Source organism: Sphingomonas rubra, assembly GCF_900115745.1.
Lineage (GTDB): Bacteria > Pseudomonadota > Alphaproteobacteria > Sphingomonadales > Sphingomonadaceae > Sphingomonas > Sphingomonas rubra.
Genome location: NZ_FOXP01000008.1, coordinates 131,784 through 152,219 on the forward strand (window position 1 = coordinate 131,784; position 20,436 = coordinate 152,219).

16 protein-coding genes are annotated in these 20,436 nt (G+C 71.0%); 7 read left to right on the plus strand and 9 right to left on the minus strand.

From position 1 onward, the window contains the following. Window positions 1-2: 2 nt before the first annotated feature. The 4 genes from BM145_RS11300 (at window position 3) to BM145_RS11315 (ending at window position 6,184) form a co-directional block, all read left to right on the plus strand. A complete protein-coding gene (locus BM145_RS11300; RefSeq protein WP_177200178.1) occupies window positions 3-1,577 on the plus strand; it encodes an efflux transporter outer membrane subunit in 1,575 nt (524 codons plus the stop codon). Between the two features lie 229 nt (window positions 1,578-1,806). Continuing rightward, on the plus strand, window positions 1,807-3,936 hold the full coding sequence (locus tag BM145_RS11305) for a transglycosylase domain-containing protein (protein ID WP_177200179.1): 2,130 nt from the start codon (window positions 1,807-1,809) through the stop codon (window positions 3,934-3,936). A 335-nt stretch (window positions 3,937-4,271) separates the two neighbouring features. Then, window positions 4,272-5,273: a threonine aldolase family protein gene (locus BM145_RS11310; protein WP_093333749.1), complete on the plus strand. Its 1,002-nt coding sequence runs from the start codon at window positions 4,272-4,274 to the stop codon at window positions 5,271-5,273. Further along, a complete protein-coding gene (locus tag BM145_RS11315) occupies window positions 5,270-6,184 on the plus strand; it encodes a DMT family transporter (RefSeq protein WP_093333750.1) in 915 nt (304 codons plus the stop codon). Before BM145_RS11310 ends, BM145_RS11315 begins: the two co-directional genes overlap by 4 nt. On the opposite strand, the gene BM145_RS11320 is transcribed toward BM145_RS11315, so the two are convergent. Both BM145_RS11320 and BM145_RS11325 read right to left on the minus strand, forming a co-directional pair. Beyond that, window positions 6,094-6,918, minus strand: coding sequence for a Rossmann-fold NAD(P)-binding domain-containing protein (locus BM145_RS11320; protein ID WP_093333751.1), 825 nt, complete (start codon window positions 6,916-6,918; stop codon window positions 6,094-6,096). The genes BM145_RS11315 and BM145_RS11320 overlap by 91 nt on opposite strands. A 99-nt stretch (window positions 6,919-7,017) precedes the next feature. Next, entirely contained in the window at window positions 7,018-8,751 is a 1,734-nt protein-coding gene (locus tag BM145_RS11325; RefSeq protein ID WP_093333752.1) for a M28 family metallopeptidase, read from the minus strand. A gap of 92 nt (window positions 8,752-8,843) precedes the next feature. On the opposite strand from BM145_RS11325, the gene pepN reads away from it, so the two are divergent. Then, entirely contained in the window at window positions 8,844-11,426 is a 2,583-nt protein-coding gene (gene pepN, locus BM145_RS11330; RefSeq protein ID WP_093333753.1) for an aminopeptidase N, read from the plus strand. Window positions 11,427-11,431: 5 nt separating this feature from the next. Here the strand turns inward: pepN and BM145_RS11335 are convergent, their stop codons facing one another. The 5 genes from BM145_RS11335 to BM145_RS11355 are packed head-to-tail and all read right to left on the minus strand — an operon-like array spanning window position 11,432 to window position 16,104. Next, window positions 11,432-11,845, minus strand: a complete 414-nt coding sequence (locus tag BM145_RS11335) for a hypothetical protein (RefSeq protein WP_093333754.1) — start codon at window positions 11,843-11,845, stop codon at window positions 11,432-11,434. 1 nt (window position 11,846) lies between these two features. Next, window positions 11,847-12,284: a protein tyrosine phosphatase family protein gene (locus BM145_RS11340; protein WP_093333755.1), complete on the minus strand. Its 438-nt coding sequence runs from the start codon at window positions 12,282-12,284 to the stop codon at window positions 11,847-11,849. A gap of 37 nt (window positions 12,285-12,321) precedes the next feature. Continuing rightward, the gene (locus tag BM145_RS11345; RefSeq protein WP_093333756.1) at window positions 12,322-13,326 is read right to left on the minus strand and encodes a histone deacetylase family protein; all 1,005 of its coding nucleotides are present in this window, start codon (window positions 13,324-13,326) and stop codon (window positions 12,322-12,324) included. Then, on the minus strand, window positions 13,296-14,534 hold the full coding sequence (nhaA, locus tag BM145_RS11350) for a Na+/H+ antiporter NhaA (protein WP_093333757.1): 1,239 nt from the start codon (window positions 14,532-14,534) through the stop codon (window positions 13,296-13,298). The genes BM145_RS11345 and nhaA overlap by 31 nt, the downstream gene beginning before the upstream one ends. Then, a complete protein-coding gene (locus tag BM145_RS11355; protein WP_093333758.1) occupies window positions 14,521-16,104 on the minus strand; it encodes a lysine--tRNA ligase in 1,584 nt (527 codons plus the stop codon). The genes nhaA and BM145_RS11355 overlap by 14 nt, the downstream gene beginning before the upstream one ends. A gap of 315 nt (window positions 16,105-16,419) precedes the next feature. On the opposite strand from BM145_RS11355, the gene BM145_RS11360 reads away from it, so the two are divergent. Further along, window positions 16,420-16,689: a hypothetical protein gene (locus BM145_RS11360; RefSeq protein WP_093333810.1), complete on the plus strand. Its 270-nt coding sequence runs from the start codon at window positions 16,420-16,422 to the stop codon at window positions 16,687-16,689. Window positions 16,690-16,788: 99 nt separating this feature from the next. On the opposite strand, the gene BM145_RS11365 is transcribed toward BM145_RS11360, so the two are convergent. Both BM145_RS11365 and BM145_RS11370 read right to left on the minus strand, forming a co-directional pair. Continuing rightward, on the minus strand, window positions 16,789-16,992 hold the full coding sequence (locus BM145_RS11365; protein WP_093333759.1) for a helix-turn-helix transcriptional regulator: 204 nt from the start codon (window positions 16,990-16,992) through the stop codon (window positions 16,789-16,791). Continuing rightward, window positions 16,989-17,363: a hypothetical protein gene (locus BM145_RS11370; RefSeq protein ID WP_245739285.1), complete on the minus strand. Its 375-nt coding sequence runs from the start codon at window positions 17,361-17,363 to the stop codon at window positions 16,989-16,991. Before BM145_RS11370 ends, BM145_RS11365 begins: the two co-directional genes overlap by 4 nt. 358 nt (window positions 17,364-17,721) lie before the next feature. Here BM145_RS11370 and BM145_RS11375 point away from each other — a divergent pair, with 358 nt between their 5' ends. Continuing rightward, entirely contained in the window at window positions 17,722-20,427 is a 2,706-nt protein-coding gene (locus BM145_RS11375) for an ATP-dependent DNA helicase (protein WP_093333761.1), read from the plus strand. Window positions 20,428-20,436 lie beyond the last annotated feature (9 nt).

The following is a 20,436-nucleotide window of genomic DNA, read 5'->3' on the forward strand; positions in this document are numbered from 1 at the left end:
CCATGAACCGCCCCCTCCTCGCGCTGCTCGCGGGCACGACGCTGCTCGCCGGCTGCAATCTCGCCCCCAAATACGTCCGCCCCGTCGGCGCCGTCCCCGCGACGCTGCCGGAGGGCGGCGTCTATCCGGCCAGCCCCACCGACGCGCCCGACCCGACGCGGATCGGCTGGCGCGACTTCTTCCTCGACCCGCGCCTGCGCGACGTGATCGCACTGGGTCTGGAGAACAACCGGAACCTGCGCATCGCCGCCGCCAACGTCCTCCAGGCACGCGCGCAATACCGCGTCCAGCGCGCCGACCTGGTGCCGTCGACCGGCGTTACCGGCACCGGCATCTACACCAACAACATCTTCGGCGCGGCCGGCGGTGCTGGCGGCGCGGGTGCGGGAACCGGCGGCACGGGGACGGGAACCGGCGCGGGTGCCGGCGGCGGAGCCGGTGCGGGGGCGGGCGCCGGGGCCGGCGTCGGCTCGGGCGCGACGTCGAGCAATATCGAGGCCTATTCGGTCAACCTCGGATTCTCGCAATTCGAGCTCGACCTGTTCGGCCGCGTCCGCAACCTCAGCCGCGCCGCGCAGGAACAGTATTTCGCCAGCGAGGAGGCCCGCCGCTCCGCGCGCATCAGCCTCGTCGCGGAGATCGCCAGCGCCTGGCTGACGATGGCGTCCGACCAGGAACAGCTGCGCCTGTCGCGCGAGACGCTGGGCGCGTTCAAGCAGACGCTCGACCTCACCACCGCGCAATTCCGCGTCGGCGTCGGCTCCGAGCTGGAGGTGCGGCAGGCGGAGACCAACTTCCAGGCCGCCCGCAACGACATCGCCGCGCTCAGCACGCAGATCGCGCGCGACCAGAACGCGCTCAACCTGCTGGTCGGCACCACCGTCGCGCAGCCCTTGCTGCCGACCGAACTCGGCACCGCCGACTATACCCGCGATGCGCTGCCCGCCGGCGTCACCTCGGCGGTGCTGCTCGCCCGGCCCGACGTGCTCCAGGCGGAACACCAGCTGATCGCGCAGAACGCCAACATCGGCGCGGCGCGCGCGGCCTTCTTCCCGACCATCTCGCTGACCGCGACGCTGGGGACGATCTCCACCGCGCTGTCCGGCCTGTTCGGCGGCGGCAGCTTCACGTACCAGGGCACCCCCGCCGCGACGCTGCCGCTGTTCGACGCGGGCCGCCGCAAGGGCAATCTCGACTATGCCCGCGCCTCGCAGCAGGCGGCGGTCGCCACCTACGAACAGGCGATCCAGACCGCCTTCCGCGAGGTCGCCGACGCGTTGGCGCAGCGCGGCACCATCACCGAGCAGGTCGCCGCGCAGACCGCCCGCGCCAACGCCGCCGGCATCACCGCGCGCCTGTCGGACGCGCGCTTCCGGGCGGGGGTCGACTCGTTCCTGACGACGCTCGACTCGCAGCGCAACGCCTATGCCGCGCGCCAGCAGCTCGTCACCACGCGGCTGACCCGCGCCAACAATCTGGTCGAACTCTACCGCTCGCTCGGCGGCGGCCTGGCCGGCGAGCCCGACCAGCAACCCGCGCCGCTCCCCCGCGTCGTGGGCGGCACGACCAGTCGCTGACCCACCCGTCAACATCCACCCCGGCGAAGGCCGGGGCCCAGTTGGGTAGCGTTTCCGGATGACCACGCCAGCGTTCCCACCTGGACCCCGGCCTTCGCCGGGGTGGACGGACAGGTTTGCGCAACCAGGCCTCCCCCTCACCCCCGGTTCAGCTTTGCACCGTTAGCGCACCCGGCTACACCGTCCCCCCGGATTGCGCCGGGTGTATTATCCGGATAGAACAGCCAGCGTGTCTACCGTTCCGCCGCTCCGGCCCGACCGTTACGATCCCGACCGTGACGATCGTCCGCGCCTCTGGCCCGAGCGTGGCGCCGCCGCCGACGCCTACCCCGCCCTCCGCTCCGGCGCCTTCGACGACTGGCGCGACGAACCCGAACCGGAGCAGGAACCACGCCGCCGCTTCCCCTGGGGCCGCTGGATCGTCCGCGGCACCGCGCTCGGCGTGGTCCTGCTCGTCGTCGCCGTCATCTGGCTCGCCTTCACCGCGCCGTTGTCGCAGTCGCTCAAGCCCCCCACCCCGCCGTCGATCACGCTGACCGCGGCGGACGGCACGCCGATCGCGCGGCGCGGCGCGGTCATCGGCGCGCCCGTCGACGCCGCCCGCCTGCCCGCGCACGTCCGCGAGGCGTTCATGGCGATCGAGGACCGGCGCTTCTACTCGCACTGGGGCATCGATCCGCGCGGCATCCTGCGCGCGGCCTGGGCGAACGTCGGCTCGGGCGGCGTCCGCCAGGGCGGCTCGACCATCACCCAGCAGCTCGCCAAGAACGCCTTTCTCGATTCCGACCGGACCGCCGCGCGCAAGATCCGTGAGGTGATGATCGCCTTCTGGCTGGAGGCGTGGCTGACCAAGGACGAGATCCTGTCGCGCTACCTGTCCAACGTCTATTTCGGCGACAACGTCTACGGCCTCACCGCCGCCGCGAAGCATTATTTCGGCCGCACGCCCGACAAGATGAACATCGGCCAGGCGGCGATGCTCGCCGGCCTGGTCAAGGCGCCCTCCCGCCTCGCCCCCACCAGCAACCTCAAGGGCGCCCGCGCCCGCGAGATGCTGGTGGTCGCCGCCATGGAGGACGCCGGCTTCCTGACGGCGGCGGAGGCGCGCGCCGTCCAGCCGCAACGCGTGCTCCCGAAAAAGGCCGGTGCCCTCCCCGCCGGCACCTATTTCGCCGACTGGGTGCTCCCCGCCGCACGCGAGGCGGCGGGCGAGGTGTCGTCCGAGTCGACCGTCCGCACCACGCTCGACCCGCGTCTCCAGCGCGCTGCCGAACAGGCGATCCGCGGCAGCGGCCTCGGCCGCGCGCAGGCCGCGATCGTCGCGATGCATCCCGACGGCCGCGTCGTCGCGATGGTCGGCGGCCGCGACTACGCCAAGAGCCCGTTCAACCGCGCGACCCAGGCCAAGCGCCAGCCGGGATCGACCTTCAAGCTGTTCGTCTACCTCGCCGCGATGCGCGCCGGCATGACGCCCGATTCCACCGTCGACGACTCGCCGGTCGAGATCGCCGGGTGGAAGCCGAAGAACGACGACGGGCGCTATCTCGGCCCGATCAGCCTCGCCCGCGCCTTCGCCCGCTCCTCCAACGTCGCCGCGGCGCGGCTGACGCAGGAGGTGGGCGTGCGCAACGTCATCAAGGCGGCGCGCGACCTCGGCATCACCACCCCCATCGCCAACGAAGCGACGATCGGGCTCGGCACGTCGGAGGTGACGCTGCTCGAACTCACCGCCGCCTACGCCGCGATCGCGGAGGGGCGCTATCCCGTCGTCCCGCGCGGGCTCGACAGGACCGACGAGAAGAACTGGTACCAGCAGCTGACCGGCGGCCAGAAGGCGATGCCGGCGGACGTACGCGCCAACATGCTGCGCCTGCTCGGCTCGTCGATCCGCGGCACTGGGCGGCAGGCGGTGCTGTCGGTCGATGCCTGGGGCAAGACGGGCACGTCCCAACAGGAGCGCGACGGCTGGTTCATCGGCTTCGCGGGCGACCTGGTGGTCGGCGTATGGGTCGGCAACGACGACAGTTCGCCCAACCCCGGCCTCCACGGCGGCGGCCTGCCCGCGCAGATCTGGCGCGGCTTCATGCAGAACGCGCTGCGCATCGCCCCCGTCGCGGTCGCCGCGCCGGAGGAGGTGATCGATCCCAACCTCATCGACAATCTCGGCGAACAGATCGACGGCATCGGCACCGACGCGATCGGCGCCGCGCAGGACCAGCTCGAAGGACTCGGCCTCGATCTGCGCCAGAACGAGGACGGCTCCATCGTCGTTGGCCCCCGCCGCGGGCCACCCCCCGACGACCGCCGCAACGAGGACCGCGGTGAGGCGGACGAAGGCCCACCCGACGAGGAATTCTAACGCGGATCGACGTTCCGCATTCTCGCACCCCGGCGAAGGCCGGGGCCCAGTTGGGAAAGCGTTAATGATGAAGCTCGACATCCATTACCGGCGTCTTCCACCTGGGCCCCGGCCTTCGCCGGGGTGGCAGAGAAAGAGCAACATTCAACCCAGCGCTGTCCTACAAGCCGCACTTGTGCGATAACCAACCCGGTTCCTCACGGCACCCGCTCTTTCTTACCATCGCTTTTGGAAACGATCCGCGCGACAAGTTTCCGTCTGGGGGTCAATCGAGTCAAGCAAGTGGCAACTTCCGCCCGTTGACCCCGCCCGCCGCTCCCCCCAAGGCGCTGGGAATGCGCTTCTTCTCCGACAACGCCGCTGCCGTTCACCCGCGCGTCCTCGCCGCCATGGCGGACGCCAACGCGCTCGACACCGCCTATGACGGCGACGCGCTGTCGAAGGCGCTCGACGGCCGCCTGTCCGACCTGTTCGAGACGGAGGTGCGCGCGCTCTGGGTCTCCACCGGCACCGCCGCCAACTGCCTCGCGCTCGCCGCCATGTGCCCACCCTATGGCGGCATCCTTTGCCACCGCGACGCGCACATCCAGAATGACGAGGGCGGCGCCCCCGAATTCTACACCCACGGCGCCAAGCTGCTGCTCTGCGACGGCGAGGGCGCCAAGCTCACCCCCGACACCATCCGCGCCACCGCCGACGCGATCGCCGACGACGTCCACCGCGTTCAGCCGCACTGCCTGTCGATCACCAACGCGACCGAGTACGGCCTCGTCTACCGTCCCGACGAGGTCGCCGCGATCGGTGAGCTCGCCAGGAGCCGCGGCTGGCGCTTCCACATGGACGGGGCCCGCTTCGCCAACGCGGTCGCCACCGCCGGCTGCTCCCCCGCCGACGTCACCTGGCGCGCCGGCGTCGAGGCGCTGAGCTTCGGCTTCGTCAAGAACGGCGGGATGAGTGCGGAATGCCTGGTCTTCTTCGACCGCGCCCTCGCCGACGCGACGCTGCGCCGCCGCAAGCGCGCCGGGCTGCTCCTGTCCAAAGGACGCTATCTGGCCGCGCAGATCCTGGCGATGGTCGAGGGCGATTTGTGGCTCGACAACGCCCGCGCCGCCAACGCGCGCGCCGCTACCTTGGCGAGCGCCGCGGGCGACCGCCTCGTCCACCCGGTCGAGGCCAACGAGGTGTTCCTGCGCGCCACCCCGCAGGAAGCGGCGGCGCTGCGCGCGCGAGGCTTCGACTTCTACGACTGGGCCGCGGGCGAGGTCCGGATGGTCACCGCCTGGGACACGCCCGAGCACGACGTCGCCCGCCTCGCCGACGCGATCGACACGCTATGAGCGATGCCCGCCCCCAGTCGACGCGGGCGGCGATCCTCGTCCCCTTCGCGATCGTCACGTTGATCTGGGGATCGACCTGGATCGTGATCCGCGACCAGATCAGCGTCGTGCCCGCGGGCTGGTCGGTCACCTACCGCTTCCTCGTCGCCGGCGTCGCCATGGCGGGCTGGGCGGCGGTGCGGCGCGAGAGCTTTCACCTGGGCGCGGGCGGGTTCGCCTTCGCCGCGGCGATCGGGCTGCTCCAGTTCGTGCTCAACTTCAACTTCGTCTACCGGGCGGAGGCGTTCATCACCTCCGGCCTCGTCTCCGTCGTGTTCGCACTGCTCCTCGTCCCCAATGCGGGGTTCGCCCGCCTATTCCTCGGCCAGCGGCTGGGCCGGCAGCTGCTGCTCGGATCGGCGATCGCGATGGCCGGCGTCGCCTTGCTCTTCGTCCACGAGGCGCGCGTCGATCCGCACGGGCCGGGCGCTGCCCTCGCCGGCATCGGCTGGACGCTGCTGGCGGTGCTGTCGGCGTCGGGCGCCAACGTCCTCCAAGCGACCGAGCGGGCCAAGCGTTATCCGATGGCGGCGACGCTCGCGGTGGCGATGCTGGTCGGCGCCGCGCTCGACGCGTGCGTCGCCTGGACGCTATCGGGGCCGCCCAGCGTCGAGCATCGCTGGGGCTATTGGGCGGGCATCCTCTATCTCAGCCTCGCCGCCTCGGCGCTCGCCTTTCCGCTCTACTACCGCGTGCTGCGGGTGATCGGGCCGGCCAAGGCGGCCTATTCCAGCGTCATCGTGCCGGTCATCGCCATGCTGCTGTCGACGCTGTTCGAGGGCTATCGCTGGTCGACCCTGTCGGTGGCCGGTGCGCTGCTCGCGGGCGCCGGGCTGGTCGTGGCGCTCAGCGCGCGCAGGCCCAACCGGTAATCGGCGTATCGCGGCCCCCAGCCGAGCACGCGCTTTGCCTTGCCGTTCGCGACGCGGCGGTTCTCGGCGTAGAAGCCCCGCGCCATCGGCGACAGGTCGGCGAGCGACACGATCGGCGGCGGCGACAGGCCGAGCAGCGCGGCGGCGTACGCGACCACCTCGTCCTGCGGGCACGGCCAGTCGTCGGCGAGGTTGTACGCCCCCGACGGCGCGTCGAGCCCGGCGATCACTCCCTCGGCCAGATCGTCGACATGGACGCGCCCGAACACCTGATCGGCCAGCCCGACCCGGTGCGCCTTGCCCTCGCGCACCCGATCGAGCGGCGAGCGGCCGGGCCCGTAGATGCCCGGCAGCCGGAACACCCGCGCTCCCAGCGCCAGCCAGTCGGCGTCGGCGGCGTTGCGCGCCCTCCGACGCCCGCGATCGGCCGGCGCGGTCTCGTCCACCCACGCGCCACCGGTGTCGCCGTAGACGCCGGTCGAGGACAGGTAGGACAGGCACTTGCCCCCGATCAGCGATCCGTAGGCGGCGAGCACCGGATCGCCCTCCTCGCTCGGCGGCACGGACGACAGCACGTGCGTCGAAGCGGCGAGCGCCCCACGCACCGCCTCCGAATCATCGAACCGCAGCGTCCCGTTCCGCCCGGTCGCCGCCACCGCCCAACCACGCGCCCGCAACCGATGGGCGATCACCCCCGCCGCGTAGCCCAGCCCGAAGACCAGCAACCTGCTCACATCGTCACCCCGGGCTTGTCCCGGGGTCCAGGGCCAAGCAGCGGAGCGCCCATGGCCCTGGCTGCCGGGACGAGCCCGGCATGACAAATGTGGTACGCCTCACTTCGCCATCGGCCCCTTGTACAAGGTCCCGAAATAATCGCCCTTGTTCCACACCGGCCGCTGCGGCGCGTCGGCGATCTCGCGGGCGATGCGGTAGTTGACGTCGATGAAGCGGACGCCCTGATCCCACAGGATCGGCTGCGACAAATCGTCGGAGGGACGATGATAGTTGGTCGACAGGAAGCGGTCGATCGCCGCCTTGCCCGGCCCTTTCGCACCCGGCCACAGGAACACCGACGGCACGCCCTTCTGGACGAAGCGGAAATGGTCGGAGCGGACGAAGATGCCCTGTTCCGGGATCGGGTCCGGCGACAGCACGACGCCGGCGCTCTCCACCGCGCGCCGCACGATCGGGCCGATCGTCGAGCGCTCCGCCCCGAACACCACCATGTCCTCGAACGGGTAGAGGAGGATCGGCATGTCCAAATTGACGTCGGCGACGATGTTCTTCAGCGGCACCGTCGGATGGTTGGCGAAATAGTCGGAACCGACCAGCCCCTTCTCCTCGGCGGTTACCGCCAGGAACATGATCGTGCGCTTGGGCGCCGTGCCGGCCGCCTTGAAACGCTTGGCCTCCTCGATCAGGCTGGCGATGCCGATCGCGTTGTCGAGCGCGCCGTTGTTGATCGCGTCGCCGTTCACCGGCTCGCCGACGCCGATATGGTCGAGATGCGCCGACAGGATCACCACCTGATCCTTCAGCGCGGGATCGGTGCCGGGCAGCAGGCCGACGACGTTGCTGCTCTGGAGCGGCGTAAAGCTCGTCTTCGACGCCACCGTCAGCGTACCGTTGAGCGGTTGCGGGCGGAAGCGCGGGTCGGGCTTCTCCGCCTCGGCGACGATGCGTGCCCAGTCGCGCAGCGAGAACAGCTTGGCCGCGCCCTCGCGCGTGATGGTGCCGAGCTGCGGCGCGCCCGCGGCGCCGCCGGTGCCCTTGGCCGTGGCCCAGGTGATCCGCGGCCGGTCATATCCTTGCGCCAGGCGCGCCGCCGTCATGCCCGGCCGTCGGGAGCCGCCGATCTGGATCACGCCAACGGCGCCGCGCCGCGCCGCCTCCTCCAGCTTGGTCCGGATCGAGCCGAAGAACGCCTGCTCCTCGCTTCCGAAGCGCGACGGGACGCCACCGAAGAACAGCACGATCTTGCCGCGGACGTCGACGCCCTTGTAATCGGCCTGCCCGTATTGCGGCGCGTCGATGCCGTAGCCGACGAACACCACCGGCGCCGACACGCTCGTCTCCGCCTTCACCGGGTTGGGCACGGGCACGTAGTCGGTGCCGAAGGCGAGCGGCGTCGGCCGTCCACCGCGACCGGTCCAGACGAAACTGCCCTCGCCGTCCGCCCGGTAGCTGACCAGCGGCACGTGCTGGAGATAGCCGCCCTGGTCGCCGCCCGGCCGCAGGCCCGCGGCGTAGAATTGCGCGGCGACGTACTGCGCGGCGATGTCGTATTCGGGGCTGCCCGCCTCGCGCCCCTTCATCGCGTCGGAGGCGAGGAACATGACGTGCGCCTTCATCGCCGCCTCGGCCGGGGGCAGCGGCGCGGTTACCCGGGCATTCAGCTCGGTCGCGCTCGGCTTGGGCGGCGTGGGGGTCGCGGTTGCCTGCTGCGTCGCGGGCTTGGCCGGGGCGGGCGCCGCCTGCGTGGCACTCGGCGGCACCGTCGGCGGTGTCTGCGCCCATCCCGACGTGGTCACCGCCAACAGTGTCAGCACGGCCGATCTACGCAACATTCCCGCATCCTCTCTTCTGTGCCGGCCGGGTAGCATGCCTGCCCTGCTTAGCAAGCGCTGGAACCGGGCGCGCCCTCGTCTATAACCTCCTCATGGACATCCAGCACGCCGTCGCCCAGCCCACGGTCATCCATCGTGCCGATTACCGGCCGCCCGCCTGGTCGGTGCCCGACGTCGCCCTGGCGTTCGATCTCGATGCCGCCGCCACCCGCGTGCGCGCGGCCCTGTCGGTGGTGCGCAACGGTGCCGGCGACCTCCGCCTCGATCACGAGGGGCCGCCGCCGCTCTCGGTCGCCGTCGACGGCGTTGCGGCGGACTGGCGGATGGAAGACGGTCAGCTGGTGATCGCGCTGCCCGGCGACGCGCATCTGGTCGAAACGGAGGTGGAGATCGCGCCCGACCGCAACACCCAGCTGATGGGCCTCTACGCGAGCAAGGGCATTCTCTGCACCCAGTGCGAGGCGGAGGGGTTCCGCCGCATCACGCCCTTTCCCGACCGTCCCGACGTGCTCAGCCGTTACCGCGTGCGGATGACGGCCGACAAGGCGCGCTACCCGGTGCTGCTCGCCAACGGCGACCCGGTCGGCGCGGGCGAACTGGACGACGGACGCCACTGGGCCGAGTGGCACGATCCGTTCCCCAAGCCCTGCTATCTCTTTGCACTCGTCGCGGGCGACCTGCGCGTCAATGCCGACACCTTCACGACCGGCTCGGGGCGCGAGGTGACGCTCGGCATCTGGGTGCGCGCCGCCGACCTGCCGCGCACCGCCCACGCGCTCGACGCGCTGAAGCTGGCGATGGCCTGGGACGAGCGCGTCTATGGCCGCGAGTACGATCTGGACGTGTTCAACATCGTCGCGGTCGACGACTTCAATTTCGGCGCCATGGAGAACAAGGGGCTGAACATCTTCAACAGCCGCTACGTCCTCGCCGATCCCGACACCGCGACCGACGTCGATTACGACGGCGTCGCGGCCGTCGTCGCACACGAATATTTCCACAACTGGTCGGGCAACCGCGTCACCTGCCGCGACTGGTTCCAACTCTCCCTGAAGGAGGGCTTCACCGTCTACCGCGACCAGGGCTTCTCCGCCGACCAGGGCTCGGCCGCGGTGAAGCGGATCGAGGACGTCCGCACGCTGCGCGCCGCGCAGTTCTCGGAGGATGCCGGGCCCCTCGCGCATCCCGTCCGGCCGGATGCGTATCAGGAGATCAGCAACTTCTACACCGCCACCATCTACAACAAGGGCGCCGAACTGGTCCGGATGATGGCCACCATCGTCGGGCCGGTCGCTTTTCGCGCCGCCACCGACCTGTACTTCGACCGGTTCGACGGCACGGCCGCGACGTGCGAGGATTTCGTCGCCTGCATGGAAGAAGCGTCGGGTTGCGATCTGGCCCGTTTCCGCCGCTGGTACGGCCAAGCGGGCACGCCGCGCGTCTCCGCCTCGATCGATCACGAAGCTGGCAGCGGCCGTGCCACCTTGCGGCTGGCGCAGCACGTACCCGCCACGCCCGGCCAGCCCGACAAGCAGCCCATGGTGCTGCCGCTGCGGCTGAGGCTGTTCGGCGCCGCCACGGGGCGCCCGCTCACCGACGAGCGGCTGGTGATCCTGGACGACGCCACCGACACGCTGGTGTTCGACGGCGTCGGTGAGCGGCCGGTGCTGTCGATCAACCGCGGCTTCTCCGCCCCGGTGATCGTGGAAAGCGACCGCGACGCGGCGGACCTCGCCTTCCTGTCGGCGCACGACGACGATCCGTTCGCCCGCTACGAGGCGATGCAGCAGCTGATGCTCGACACCCTCGTCGCCGCGGTCGTGGAGGGTCGGGCGGAGCACGATGCGGTGCTGGCAGCGGTGGCCACCACCCTCGATGCCGCCGGGCTCGACCGGACCTTCGTCGCCGAGGCGGTGCTGTTGCCCTCGGACGCGTTCGTCGGCGATCAGCTCGCTCGGGTCGACCCGGACGCGGTGTTCGCCGCGCGCGAGGCGCTGCACCGCGATCTCGGCGTCCGTCTCGCCGCCCGCTGGCGTGCCGCCTATGCCGAGCGGCCGGCGGTGCCGTACGCCTATACGCCGGCGGAGAAGGGAAAGCGCCGCCTGCGCAATGCCGCGCTCGCCTATTTGGCCGCCAGCGGCGCGCCCGACGCGGCCTCGCTCGCCTTCGGCCAGTTCGAGGCGGCCGACAACATGACGGACCGGCTCGCCGCGTTGCAGACGCTGATCTCGCTCGACGCCGACGAGGGCGAGGCGGCGCTGGACATCTTCTACAACCGATACGCCGGCGATCCGCTGGTGATCGACAAATGGTTCCAGGCGCAGGCGCTGTCGCCGCGCGCCGACACGACCGACCGGGTCACCGAACTCGCCCGCCATCCCGACTTCGCGCCCGCCAACCCCAATCGCGCACGATCGCTGCTGGGCGCGTTCGGCGTCAACCAGCGCGCCTTTCACCGGGCCGACGGCGCCGGTTACCGGTTCCTGGCCGATCAGCTGATCGGCCTGGACAAGCTCAATCCCCAGACCGCCGCCAGGCTGCTGCCGCCGTTCGGCCGCTGGCGGCGCTTCGACGAGACGCGCGGCGCGATGATGCGCGCGGAGCTGGAGCGGATCATCGCCGTACCGGGCGTGTCCAAGGACCTGTTCGAACAGGCGTCGAAGAGCCTGAACTGATCCGGTCAGCCGCTCGCCATCTCCGACGACCGCGCGGCCGGGGCGAGCCGGCGGATATCGAGAACGTCGACGCCCGCGAGTTCGACGTCGCCCAGGCGGCGATCGCCCGTCTCCACCACGATGCCGTCGGCGGTGGAGCGGATCGCGCGCCATGAGACCTCGCGCGACACCAGGCGCCGGCCGCGGCGCGCCAGTGCCGCGACCCGGCCGTTCGCGGCCACCGCCAGCGCGCCGCCGCCGTCCGCGCCGACCACCGCGCCCGCGACGACGAAGCCGGGATGCGCGTCCTCGGCGGCAGTGGCGGCCTCCTCGGGGCTGGCGATCCGCGCGCTTCGACCGCGACGCGCGACCAGCCAGCCGCCGCCCACCGTCGCGAGCAGCCCGGCGCCTGCCAGCGCCGCGATCAGCGTCGGCGTCATGTCACCGCCGCGTCGCCATCGCGTCCAGTGTCGGACGGAGCGCGGAAAGATCATAGCCCGCCGCCCCGGCCTGCGCGGCGATCACGGCCGGATCGCGACCGACCCGGGCAGCGGCGAGAGCCCAGAGATTGCAGCTGCGCGTGCCCGATCGGCAGTAAGCGAGCACCGGCCCGTCCGCCCCGGCGAGCGCCGCCGTCATGGCGTCGAGTTCCGCCTGTCCGATCCCGGCGCGACCGACCGGCACGGCGTGGTAGGATAGGCCCGCCGCCTCCGCCGCGGCGCGGATGTCGTCGCCCGCGGGCTGACCCGGCTCCTCGCCGTCGGGCCGGTTGTTGACGATCGCGACGTAACCCGCCGCGGCGATCGCGGGCAGGTCGCCCGCGGCGATCTGCGGAGCGACCGCGACGCGGTCGTTGAGCGAGCGAATGTCTGACGTCATGGCTGCGCTGTAGGCCCGCAGGCGTCGAGCGGCAACGTCAGAACCCGCCGAGGAACGTCGCGACGTTGGCGCCGAGCGCGTCCACCGCGTAACCCCCCTCCATCACGATCACGGTCGGCCAGCCGGCGACGGCGATGTCGCGCGCGAGGATCGCGTAGTCCGCCGTGGTGAGCGCGAAGCCGGAGATCGGGTCGCCTTCCCACGTGTCCGCGCCGAAGCTGACGACGAGCAGGTCGGGGCTCCACGCGCCGATCGCCGCCAGCGCCTGCCCCTGTGCGCGGCGGAAGGCGTCGAGCCGGGTGCCGCGCGGCAGCGGCAGGTTGAGCGTGGCGCCCTCCCCCGCATCCTCGCCGCGCTCGTCGGCGTGACCCCAGAAGAAGGGGTAATCGGTCGCGGGGTCGGCGTGGACGCTGGCGTAGAACACGTCGTCGCGTGTCCAGAAGATGTCCTGCGTGCCGTTGCCGTGATGATAATCGATGTCGAGGATCGCGACCCGCACGCGGCCGGCGTCGCGCGCGGCCTGCGCGGCGATCGCGGCGACATTGAGGTGGCAGTAGCCGCCGCAATAATCGGCGCCGGCATGGTGGCCGGGCGGACGGCACAGCGCGAAGGCAGCGCGCTCGCCGGCGAGGACGGCGCGGGTGGCGGCCAAGGCGGTCTGCGCGCTGGCATAGGCGCTGGTCCAGGTGCCGGGCGTGATCGGCGTGGTCGCGTCCATCGCGTGTACGCCGAGCAGCGCGTCGATGCGCGAGAGGTGGAGCGGCCGACGGCGGACGATCGGGAAGGCGTAGGGGATCGCCTCTCCCGGTCGCCCCGCCACGCGCCACATCGCCGGCGCGTCGCGCAGGAAGGCGAGATAGGCGGCGTCGTGGACGGCGCGGATGGGGACGTCGCCCTCGTCCCCCGGCGCCTCCGCGCCGCCGATCGCGGCCAGGATCGCCTCGGCGCGGGCGGGCACCTCGGCGTAAGGAGTGAAGCCGCCGTTATGCAGCTCCAGCGCGGGCGCGTGGGTCAGTTGGGCGGGGGCGAAGAAGCGGCGCATGGCGGTTCCCTGGACGGCGCGAAGCGGAGAAGGAGATAGCCCGACACCGCCGCCAGCAGCGAGCCGCCGAGCACGCCCAGCTTGACCTCGTCGGCGAGCACGGGGTCGCCGGGAAAGGCGAGCTGGCCGATGAACAGGCTCATGGTGAAACCGATGCCGGCGAGGAGCGCGATGCCGTAGACCTGCCGCCACGGCGCGCCGCCGGGGCGTTTGGCGAGGCCGAACCGCTCGGCCAGCAGGATCGCGCCAGCGATCCCCAGCTGCTTGCCGAGGAACAGGCCGAGTGCGATGCCGATCACCAGCGGGTGGGTCAGCGTCTCCAGCTCGATGCCGGCGAACGACACGCCCGCATTGGCAAAGGCGAACAGGGGCACCACGCCGAACGCCACCCACGGGCTCAGCGCATGTTCCAGCCGGTGGAGCGGCGACGTCGCGTCGTCGGGCGCGCCGGGCGAGGGCGCGATCGGCACCAGCAACGCGGCGATCACCCCGGCGACGGTGGCGTGAACGCCCGACCGCAGCATCAGCCACCACAGCAAGGCGAAGCCGACCAGGTAGGGCCACACCCGCATCTCGCCATGCCGGTTGAGCGCGGCCAGCAACGCCACCACCCCCACCGCGGCGGCGAGCGCGCCCCAGTCCAGTCCGGCGGTGTAGACCAGCGCGATGATCGCCACCGCGCCCATGTCGTCGACGATCGCCACCGCGGTCAGGAAGATCTTGAGCGAGGGCGGCACGCGGGAGCCGAGCAGCGCGAGGATGCCGACCGCGAAGGCGATGTCGGTCGCCGCCGGGATCGCCCAGCCGCGCGCCAGGCCCGGCGTGCCGCCGGCGATTGCGAGATAGAGGAGCGCGGGCACCGCCATCCCCGCGCCCGCGGCGAGGAAGGGCAGCACCCGGCGCGACGGACGCGAGAGGCCGCCATCGACCAGCTCGCGCTTGATCTCCAGCCCGACGAGCAGGAAGAACACCGCCATCAGCCCGTCGTTGATCCACAGATGCACCGTCATCGGGCCGAGTGCGGAGCTGAGCACCGGGCCGGTCGCGTGGTGGAGTATAGCTTCGTACAGCTCCCGCGTGGCCGCCAGGTTCGCCGCGAGCATCGCCAGCGCGGCGGCGGCGATCAGCACGATCCCGCCCGACGCCTCGCTGGTCAGGAACGAGCGAAGCGCGGAGAGCGGTCGGCGGAGTGCCTCAGCCGGCGGGATAGGACAGCGCCTCGGCGATCAGGCGGCGCGATCCCTCGACGCCGTAGAGGGCGAAGAAGCTGCCCATGCGCGGCCCCTGGGCAGCGCCGAGCAGCGTTTCGTAGAGGACGCCAAACCAGTCGCGTAGATGCTCCTTGCCGTAGAAGCGCTTGCCGACCTCGTAGACGCGGTCCTGCAGCGCCTTGGCGGCGTCGTCCTCCTCGACCGGCTTGGCGAGTTCGGCGTCCAGCGCGCACAGCGCCTCCGCCTCCGCCAGGGTCGGCGCGCGGCGCTGGAGCGTCGGGGCGACGAAATCGCGAGCGTAGGCGACGGCGTAGCCGACAAGGCGGTCGAGCGCGGGATTCGCCTCGGGCGACAGCGCCGGGTCGTAGCGCTCGAGGAAACGCCACATCGTGTCGCGGTCGCCGACGCCGGGCAGGCTGGCGAGGTTGAGGAGCAGGCCGAAGCCGACCGGCAGCGTCTCCGCCGGCACGTCGCCGTCGTGGATGTGGTGGACGGGATTGCCGAGCCGCTGCTTGACGTCCTGGCCGGCATAGTTGGTGCGGAACTGCCAATACTCGTCCACCGCGCGCGGGATCACGCCCATGTGGAGCTGCTTGGCCTTCTTCGGCTCACGATAGGCGAAGAAGGCGAGGCTCTCGTCGGGACCGTAGGTGAGCCACTGGTCCATCGACAGGCCGTTGCCTTTGGACTTGGAGATCTTCTCGCCGTGCTCGTCGAGGAACATCTCGTAGTTGAAGCCCTCGGGCGGGCGGGCGCCGAGGACGCGGGCGATCTTGCCCGACTGGATTACCGAGTCGATCAGGTCCTTGCCCGCCATCTCGTAATCAACGCCGAGCGCCACCCAGCGCATCGCCCAGTCGACCTTCCACTGGAGCTTCGACATGCCGCCAAGCGCCGACTGGACGATCCGCTCGCCGTCGTCATCCACGAAGGCGATCGTGCCGGCGGCGGCGTCGACGACCTCGACGGGCACCTGGAGGACGATGCCGGACTTGGGGCTGATCGGCAGCACGGGGGAATAGGTGGCGCGGCGCTCGGCTCGCAGCGTCGGCAGCATGACGCCCTGGATGGCGTCGAAATGCTTGAGCACCAGCCGCAGCGCGTCGTCGAAACGGCCGGCGGTGTAATAGTCGGTCGACGAGGCGAACTCATAGTCGAAGCCGTAGCGGTCGAGGAAGTCGCGCAGCCGCGCGTTGTTGTGCGCGGCGAAGCTGTCGTGGGTGCCGAAGGGATCGGGGATGCGCGTCAGCGGCTTGCCGAGATGTTCGCGCAGCATGTCGCCGTTGGGCACGTTGTCGGGCACCTTGCGCAGACCGTCCATGTCGTCCGAGAAGGCGAGCAGGCGGGTCGGCTGGTCGCTGAGCGCGTGAAAGGCGTTGCGGACCATGGTGGTGCGCAGCACCTCGTTGAAGGTGCCGATGTGCGGAAGCCCCGAGGGGCCGTAGCCGGTCTCGAACAGAATGGGCGCACCTTTCCCTTGCGGGTAGCGGGCGAGGAGCTTCCGCGCCTCCTCATACGGCCAGGCCTTGGAGGCGAGCGCCTCGGTGCGGAGGTCGGTATCGGTCATCGGGGCCTGTTAGCGGAGGCGGCGTCCGCGCGGAAGTTCGGGCGAGCGCCCGTCGAGAAATTGCGCGCCGGTGCCTGTTGGCGCGCTCCGCTTGACTCGATTGACCCCTGAACGGAAATCTGCGGACGCGATCGTTTCCGAAAACGCGATGATGAGCAAGAGCGGCCGGAGAACCGCCGCCAACTTATGGCCGATCTGCCGCTCGTAGGGCAACGGCCACGACGGAGGCGGGATCGATGGGCATCCGGAACGATTCGGATAGCGGACGATTATTCTCCGTCGGCATTTCGAGCCGTCACGAAAGGGATGATCCGCATGAAGAAGATGTTCGCACTCGGCCTCGCCGCCGGTCTGGCCTCGCTGGCCGCCTGCAACAACACGCCGCAGGAGCAGGCCGCCGACAATATCGAGGCGAACAGCGAGGCCGTCGCCGACAATCTGGAAGAGATGGCCGACAACGCCAACACCGAAGCCCGCGAGGACGCGCTGGAGAACCGCGCCGACACGGTGCGCGACATGGGCGAGAACAAGGCCGAGGACATGCGGACCAACGACGCGGACACGAACCTGTCGAACGGGATGTGAGATCGCGGGCCTGCGCCGAGGCGCGGCCTGGATCGGAAGGCGTCCGGGGAAACCCGGGCGCCTTTTTTGCGCGGCCGACCGCATGCCGATGGCGGGCGCTCAGGCCACCAATGACGGACTGACGAAGACGTCCTCAATAGCGAGGTCGAACAGCTCGGCGATCCTGAAGGCGAGCGGCAACGAAGGATCGTAGCGGCCCGTCTCGATCGCGTTGACACTTTGTCGACTGACGTCGAGTTGATCGGCGAGATGCTGCTGGCTCCACATCCGCTCGGCCCGCAGCGCGCGCAGCCGGTTGTTCATGCCTCACGTCCCAGCGTGAACCGGTTGATGCAAGCTCCCAATCCCAACCCACCGAACCAGACGATGGCGAACCAATAGGCATCGACGTGGGGCGCCAGCCGGAAGCTTTCCAGAAAGCCCCATAACGTCGCCAGGCTAAGCGCCAGTCCCGATGCAACCAGCGTTTGACGGATCATTAGCATACGGACGAACTCGTCACGCTCCTCGACCAAGTAGCGACCGATGGCGACGAAGATGCCGATGATAAGCAGCGCGGGCACGATCGCGGCGATGTAGGCGACCAGCGATCGGCCGTCGGGATGATTCTTGAAATAGCTTGTGGCTCCGAACAGTGCCCCGGCATAGCCGGCCGAACAACCCAGAACCGCCATGCTGTAGCGTCGCCGTGCACGTGAACTGGTCATCCTTGATCTCCCTGACGATGTGAAGGAGACTTTACATGGAAAGCTAGCTTTACGTCAAGCGTCCTTTACATGCGTTGTCAATCAAGGGCGGATTGACATTCACGGTTTTGCCATCCCGCCGAGGGCCTGACCCCAGGTGGAAGACGTGCATGCGAAGCATTACGCTGCTTTGATAGCCCTCTCCCAAGTGAGCCTCGACCTGCGCGGGGGTGACAAACACTGGAATTCGCAGCCTCTTGCCGGATGTCGATCCTGCCTAATTCCATGGTATTCTCCCGCATGGATGCGCTGGCGTTTCCGGTCCGTTCCGCCCACATAAGGCGCCGTGATCGCCTATCCCGCCCTTCACGCCAGCCATGGCGGCATCTGGATCGCCGATGCGCTCGGCACGCGGCCGGTGGGCAGGGGCGAGGCGATCCGGGTGGCGGCGGAGACGCCGGTGATCCTGCTCAATGCGCCCTTGGTCGGGCAGCGGCTGGGCTATGCCGAGCTGTCGGGGCTCGACCTGCTGGAGCTGTTCGCGTTCCTCCACCCCGCGCGGTTCGCGGTGCCGACGCCTGCCGGGCTGGCGCGCGCCGTGGACCTGTCGCCGCCTGACGCGGACGAGGATTTGGCGGCGTTCCTGCTGGAGGCGACCGCCGCGCTGCTGGCGGTGCCCGACGGCGCGTGGCGCGAGCGCGAAGGCGCGTGGACGGCGGCACAGTCGCTGACGCGGCTGCGCTGGCCATGGGCGCCGGTGATCGGGCCGCGGCTCGCCAAGCCGGAACGCAACGAGCGGTGGCTGTTCGCGACCTTGCCCGAGTGGGAGGAGGCCCCGCCCCGCCCGGACCCGCGCACCGTCGCGATCGATCCGGGCGAGGCGGAGGCGCGGCTCGCCACGCTGACCGGTGGCGGCGCGGAGGAGCGGCCGGGGCAGCGCGCCTATGCCGGGGCCGCCACCGCCGCCTTCGCGCCGCGATCCGTGCAGGGCGCCCCCAACATGGTGCTGGCCGAGGCAGGGACGGGAATCGGCAAGACGCTGGGGTATCTCGCGCCGGCATCCTTGTGGTCGCAGACGGCGGGCGGCGCGGTGTGGATTTCCACCTATACCAAGGCGCTGCAACGGCAATTGTCGGCGGAGACGGCGCGGGTCTATCCCGATCCGGTGCTGCGCCGCGAGCGGGTGGTGACGCGCAAGGGCCGGGAGAATTACCTGTGCCTGCTCAACCTGGAGGACGCGTTGCAGGGCGGTTTCGCCGGGCGCGCGGCGGTGCTGGCGCAACTGGTCGCGCGCTGGGCGGCCTATTCGGCGGACGGCGACATGGTGGGGGGCGACCTGCCCGGCTGGCTGCCGACCTTGTTCCGGCGCAACGGTCCAGCGGCGCTGACCGACCGGCGCGGCGAGTGCGTCTATGCCGGCTGCCCGCATTACCGCAAATGCTTCATCGAGCGGGCGGCGCGGGCGAGCGCCGAGGCAGACATCGTCATCGCCAACCACGCGCTCGTCATGGTCAACGCGGCGCGGGGGCGCGAGACGGCAAATCGGCCGACACGCTACGTGTTCGACGAGGGGCATCACCTGTTCGACGCCGCCGACGCGATGTTCGGGGTGGCGCTGACGGGATCGGAGACGATCGAGCTCAGGCGCTGGATACTCGGGCCGGAAGCGGGCGGGCGCGGGCGGCGGCGGGGGTTGCAGGCGCGGCTGTCCGACGTCGCCTCCTATGACGAGGGCGGCGCGCAGGCGATCGCCGACGCGGTGCGCGCGGCGGGGGCGCTGGCGGCGGACGGGTGGCTGGGGCGGCTGGCAGAGGGCGCGCCGTTCGGGCCGATCGAGGCGCTGCTCGCCGCCGTGCGCGGCCTGACCTACGCGCGCGCCGAGCAGCCGGGGGATGCGGGATACGGGCTGGAAACCGAACTGGCCGAGCCGACGCCGGAGTTGATCGAGGCAGCGGCACCCGCCGCGCAGGCGCTCGACGCGCTGGTGCGGCCGCTCACCGCCCTCGCCAAGCGGTTGCAGGCGGTGCTGGACGAGGCGCCCGACTGGCTCGACGCAGGCGCGCGGGCGCGGGTGGAGGGGGCGATCGCCTCGATCGGCTGGCGCGCGGAGACGGTGGCGGCGTGGCTGGCGCTGCTGGCGCGGATCGGCGGACCGGCGGACGCGGACTTCGTCGACTGGTTGGGCGTCGACCGCAGCGAGGGGCGCGAGTGGGACGTGGGGCTGCATCGCCGCTGGCTCGACCCGACGCGGCCGTTCGCGGAGACGGTGCTGAAGCCCGCGCACGGCGTGCTGGTGACCTCGGCGACGCTCACCGGCGGCGGCGACTGGTCGGTGGCGGAGGCGCGGACGGGCGCGCCGCACCTGGCGCGCGCGGCGGCGCGGTTCGAGGCGGCGAGCCCGTTCGACTATCCTGCGCAGTCCGAGGTGCTGATCGTCACCGACGTGAAGCGGGGCGACACGGGCGCGCTCGCCAATGCCTATGCGCGGCTGATCGTGGCGAGCGGGGGTGGCACGCTGGGGCTGTTCACCGCCATCCGGCGCCTGCGCGCGGTGCACGGGCGGATCGCCGATCGGCTGGCGCGCGAGGGATTGCCGCTGCACGCGCAGCACGTCGACCCGATCGACACGGGGACGCTGGTCGACATCTTCCGCGACGATCCGCACGCCTCGCTGCTCGGCACGGACGCGCTGCGCGACGGGGTCGACGTGCCGGGCCACTCGCTGCGGCTGGTGGTGATGGAGGGGGTGCCGTGGCCCAAGCCGTCCGTGCTGCACGCGGCGCGGCGCTTGGCCAACGGCGGTTCCGCCTACGACGACCGGATCGTGCGGGCGCGGCTGGCGCAGGCGTTCGGGCGACTGATCCGGCGGGCCGACGATCGCGGCGCGTTCGTGCTGCTGTCGGCGGCGACGCCGTCGCGACTGCTGTCCGCCTTTCCGCCGGGGGTGGCGGTGACGCGGGTGACGCTGGACGAGGCGGTGGCGCGGGTGGCGACGCGGCTATCCGAGTCACTTTCCTCGGGCGTCCGCCTGGGGCATGGGGCAGGTGCCTGATGCCGGAGA

Coding starts and splice junctions, on each gene's coding strand:
- BM145_RS11300 (WP_177200178.1), top strand. CDS start 3: ATGAACCGCCCCCTCCTCGCGCTGCTCGCGGGCACGACGCTGCTCGCC.
- BM145_RS11310 (WP_093333749.1), top strand. CDS start 4,272: ATGCGCTTCTTCTCCGACAACGCCGCTGCCGTTCACCCGCGCGTCCTC.
- BM145_RS11315 (WP_093333750.1), top strand. CDS start 5,270: ATGAGCGATGCCCGCCCCCAGTCGACGCGGGCGGCGATCCTCGTCCCC.
- BM145_RS11325 (WP_093333752.1), bottom strand. CDS start 8,751: ATGTTGCGTAGATCGGCCGTGCTGACACTGTTGGCGGTGACCACGTCG.
- pepN (WP_093333753.1), top strand. CDS start 8,844: ATGGACATCCAGCACGCCGTCGCCCAGCCCACGGTCATCCATCGTGCC.
- BM145_RS11335 (WP_093333754.1), bottom strand. CDS start 11,845: ATGACGCCGACGCTGATCGCGGCGCTGGCAGGCGCCGGGCTGCTCGCG.
- BM145_RS11340 (WP_093333755.1), bottom strand. CDS start 12,284: ATGACGTCAGACATTCGCTCGCTCAACGACCGCGTCGCGGTCGCTCCG.
- BM145_RS11345 (WP_093333756.1), bottom strand. CDS start 13,326: ATGCGCCGCTTCTTCGCCCCCGCCCAACTGACCCACGCGCCCGCGCTG.
- BM145_RS11355 (WP_093333758.1), bottom strand. CDS start 16,104: ATGACCGATACCGACCTCCGCACCGAGGCGCTCGCCTCCAAGGCCTGG.
- BM145_RS11360 (WP_093333810.1), top strand. CDS start 16,420: ATGAAGAAGATGTTCGCACTCGGCCTCGCCGCCGGTCTGGCCTCGCTG.
- BM145_RS11365 (WP_093333759.1), bottom strand. CDS start 16,992: ATGAACAACCGGCTGCGCGCGCTGCGGGCCGAGCGGATGTGGAGCCAG.
- BM145_RS11370 (WP_245739285.1), bottom strand. CDS start 17,363: ATGGCGGTTCTGGGTTGTTCGGCCGGCTATGCCGGGGCACTGTTCGGA.